The following is a 3127-nucleotide window of genomic DNA, read 5'->3' on the forward strand; positions in this document are numbered from 1 at the left end:
GCCACCGGGGCGGGCTATGCCTGGTTCCTGGATGCCGCCTCGGTGCCGTCCCCGTCCCGGCTGCCGGAGGGGACGGGAATCGCGGTGCTGACCGGCGGCCCCGACAGGGTCGAGACCGGGCTGCGCCTGGCGGCTGCCGATCCCGGCGCGCCGCTGATCATCTCGGGCGTCGGACAGAACACGGATATCGCCGCCCTCGCGCACGAGGTCAGCGTGGAACCCTGGCCCTACCTGGACCGGATCACCTTGGGGCACGCGGCCCGCAGCACGCGCGGCAATGCGCGGGAGATCGCCGCCTGGGCGCGGCAGCACGGAATCGGGACGCTGGCGGTGGTCACCGCGGGCTTCCACATGCCCCGTGCCCTGTTGGAGATGCGGCGGGAGTTGCCGGAGGCCCGGTTGATCCCGTATCCCGTCGCTCCCGCCCGTGCCCGGCCCCCGGCCATGCTGCGGGAGTACCTGAAGTTCGCCGGCGCCCTCGCCGGCCTTTCCGCCTATGGCCGCTCGGAGCCGGACCCTTGATCGCCTTGCGCTCCGCGCTGTTCAACGCGCTCTTCCTCTTCTCGATGGCCGTCTTCCCCTGGATCGGCCTGATGCTGCCCCGGCGCATGACGCGGCCCTTCGTGCGCGGCTGGACGCGCTGGGTGCTGTGCTGGATGGCGGCGATCTGCGGCATGCGGGTGCGGGTGACGGGGCTGGAGAACATTCCCGCCGGCCCCTGCATCGTGGCCTCCAAGCACCAGTCGGCCTTCGACACCTTCGTCTGGCTGACCCTGCTGCCGCACCCGGTCTATGTCATGAAGCAGGAGCTGCTCCGCCTGCCGGGCTGGGGGGCGCTGGCGCGGCGCTTCGGCGCGGTGGGGGTGGACCGCGCCGGCGGCGCCGCGGCGCTGAAGTCCATGGTGCGGCAGTCGCGCGAATTCGCCGAGCGGGACGGGGCACAGCTGGTGATCTTCCCGGAGGGAACCCGGACCGCACCGGGCGAGCGTGTGCCCTGGCAGCCGGGCGTGGCGGCGCTGGCCTCCGCCACCGGCCTGCCGGTGGTGCCGGCGGCCACGGATAGCGGTCGCTTCTGGGGACGCCGCTCCTTTGCCAAGCGGCCGGGCACCATCACCCTGGCGATCCTCCCCGCCCTGCCGCCCGGCCTGCCCCGTGCCGAGCTGATGCGGCGGCTGGAGGATGAGGTGGAAACCGCCTCCGCCGCGATGCTGCAGGGTTCCCCGCTCCCAGGACCCTGACGAGGGCTGTCAACAAGCATCTGTGGATAAATTGGTGGAATAGCTGCGGGGCGATCCTGCCACGTGGCGCCATCACCACGCGTCAAGGGCTTGCCAAACCTCGGTTTTGGTGCATCGGCCGTTGGCCGCCCTTTGTTCTTATTCATTTGTTTTCAGCTTATTAGACCCGCGTTTGCGCTATCCCCAGCCCTCTGTGGGCAAGGGAGCGCAAACCAGCCTGGCGCTGGGGACGACTCCGCCCCTCCCTGTGGACAACTCTGCGGAAAGCTGCGCCGCAGCTGGGTTTTTTCAGCCTCGGCTTTTCCGGTCCGGCTTTTCCCCAGCCCGGTTGTCGCCAGAGGCAGCGCCAACCGGGGGCAGCAGGTCTGCCAGCCTTTCCAGTGCCGCATCCCGCACTCCCAGGGCCCGGAGCTGCGACACGGTGTTGAGCAGGTAGTCGCGGTTGCTGCCCATTGCTCCGACCCCGAGGCCAATGGCGCGCGCCGCCTCATCGGGACCCAGCCCGGCGCAATAGGTGTCTGACCGGCGGTCCACGACATAGGCCACCGCGCACACGTCGCGTCCTTCGTCCAGCAGCCGAACCTTCAGGCGCATCTGGTGGTAGGAGCCTCCGGACATCTCCCGTTCGTGGAGGTAGCCCAGGACCTCCGCCGCCCGGCTCCGGGCGACGCGCAGCGCCACGCCCCGGCAGGCGCCGCCACGGTCGAGGCCCAGCACCAGGCCCGGGCGCTCCGGCGTGCCGCGATAGCGTGTGGAGCGGATGCAGAAGCGGCGGTGATAGCCCCGCAGCAGGGCCGGGTGCGCCCCCTCCACCGCGAAGCCCGGTTTCCAGATCAGGGAGCCATAGGCGAAGACGTAGAGCGAGCCATCCGCGTCCAGCAACGCCTCGTCCAGGACGGGGGGCGTCTCGGTTTCCGGTGGGTTTCGGGTGCCTTCGGGGGCTGCGGAGGGGTCAGGGGTCATGCGATCGGCCGGGGGGCGCGCTATAGCGGGTGGCGTGGATACCGAGAAGAACGGCGCGCACGCGCCAGGCACATGGCAGGCCTCCCAGGCAGGTCGGGATGCCCCCGCCCGGAATGCCCCTGCACGGATGGCCGATGGTCAGGGCACCGGAGGCGGCGAGGTCGTCCAGGCCCCTCCAGGGCGCCGTGCCGCCCGGCGCCGCTGGCTGCGGCCCGCGCCGCTGTTGCTGGGGCTGACCGTGTTGCTCGCCGGGCTGGCCGCCGCCCATGCCATGCTCTGGCACTGGATGGGCGGGCGGCTGGAGGAAGGCTTCACCGCCTGGGCGCAGAGCCGCCGCGCGCAGGGCTGGCGGGTGGAATACGGCACGCCGCAGCGGGGGGGATGGCCTTTCTCCGCTACGCTGCGCCTGCCGGATTTCCGGCTGAGTGGGGGCGATGCCACGCTGCCGGGCGGGATCGACTGGCGCGTACCGGCACTGGACCTGCGGGTCGTGCTGCCGCGCCTGGACGAGCTGCGCATCGAGCCCAAGGGGCCGCAGAGGCTGCGCCTGGGCGCGCTGGAGCTGCCCTTCGCGGCGGACCGGCTGACCGGGCTGTTGCCGTTGCAGGCGGATGTGCTGCCGCGCGGCGGCGAGTTCCGGGCCGACCGCCTGCGCCTGGGCCTTCCCGGCACCGCCGCGGATGGCGGACCGGGCGGGCTGGAGATCCGCCGGCTGGAGGTCACGCTGGACACGCGCAGCAGCGCCACGGAGGGCGAGAGCGCCATCGCCCTTTCGGTCCAGAGCCAGGGCATCACCCTCCCCAGCCTGTCGCAGGGGCGGAGCTGGCCCCTGGGCCCAAGGATCGAAACGGCGGGGCTGACGGCTTCCCTGACCGGCCCCCTGCCCGTCGGCCTGTCTCTTGATCACATCTACGCACAGCTCCACC

The 3127-nt window shown here is 71.9% G+C and carries 4 protein-coding genes; 3 read left to right on the forward strand and 1 reads right to left on the reverse strand.

Features of this window, described 5'->3' with window-relative positions:
• On the forward strand, positions 1 to 522 hold a 522-nt coding region (locus ROTAS13_RS21910; protein WP_075823420.1), incomplete at its 5' end, for a YdcF family protein.
• A complete protein-coding gene (locus tag ROTAS13_RS21915; protein ID WP_058390267.1) occupies positions 519 to 1238 on the forward strand; it encodes a 1-acyl-sn-glycerol-3-phosphate acyltransferase in 720 nt (239 codons plus the stop codon). The genes ROTAS13_RS21910 and ROTAS13_RS21915, both read left to right, overlap by 4 nt.
• Before the next feature lie 288 nt (positions 1239 to 1526).
• Here ROTAS13_RS21915 and ROTAS13_RS21920 read toward each other — a convergent pair whose 3' ends face one another.
• Entirely contained in the window at positions 1527 to 2201 is a 675-nt protein-coding gene (locus ROTAS13_RS21920) for a gamma-glutamylcyclotransferase (RefSeq protein ID WP_226946140.1), read from the reverse strand.
• A gap of 127 nt (positions 2202 to 2328) precedes the next feature.
• Here ROTAS13_RS21920 and ROTAS13_RS21925 point away from each other — a divergent pair.
• The coding region (locus ROTAS13_RS21925; RefSeq protein ID WP_171979202.1) for a DUF2125 domain-containing protein at positions 2329 to 3127 on the forward strand (799 nt) is incomplete at its 3' end.

The sequence above is a fragment of the Roseomonas sp. TAS13 genome (assembly GCF_001950415.1).
GTDB classification, from domain to species: Bacteria; Pseudomonadota; Alphaproteobacteria; order Acetobacterales; family Acetobacteraceae; genus Roseomonas; species Roseomonas mucosa.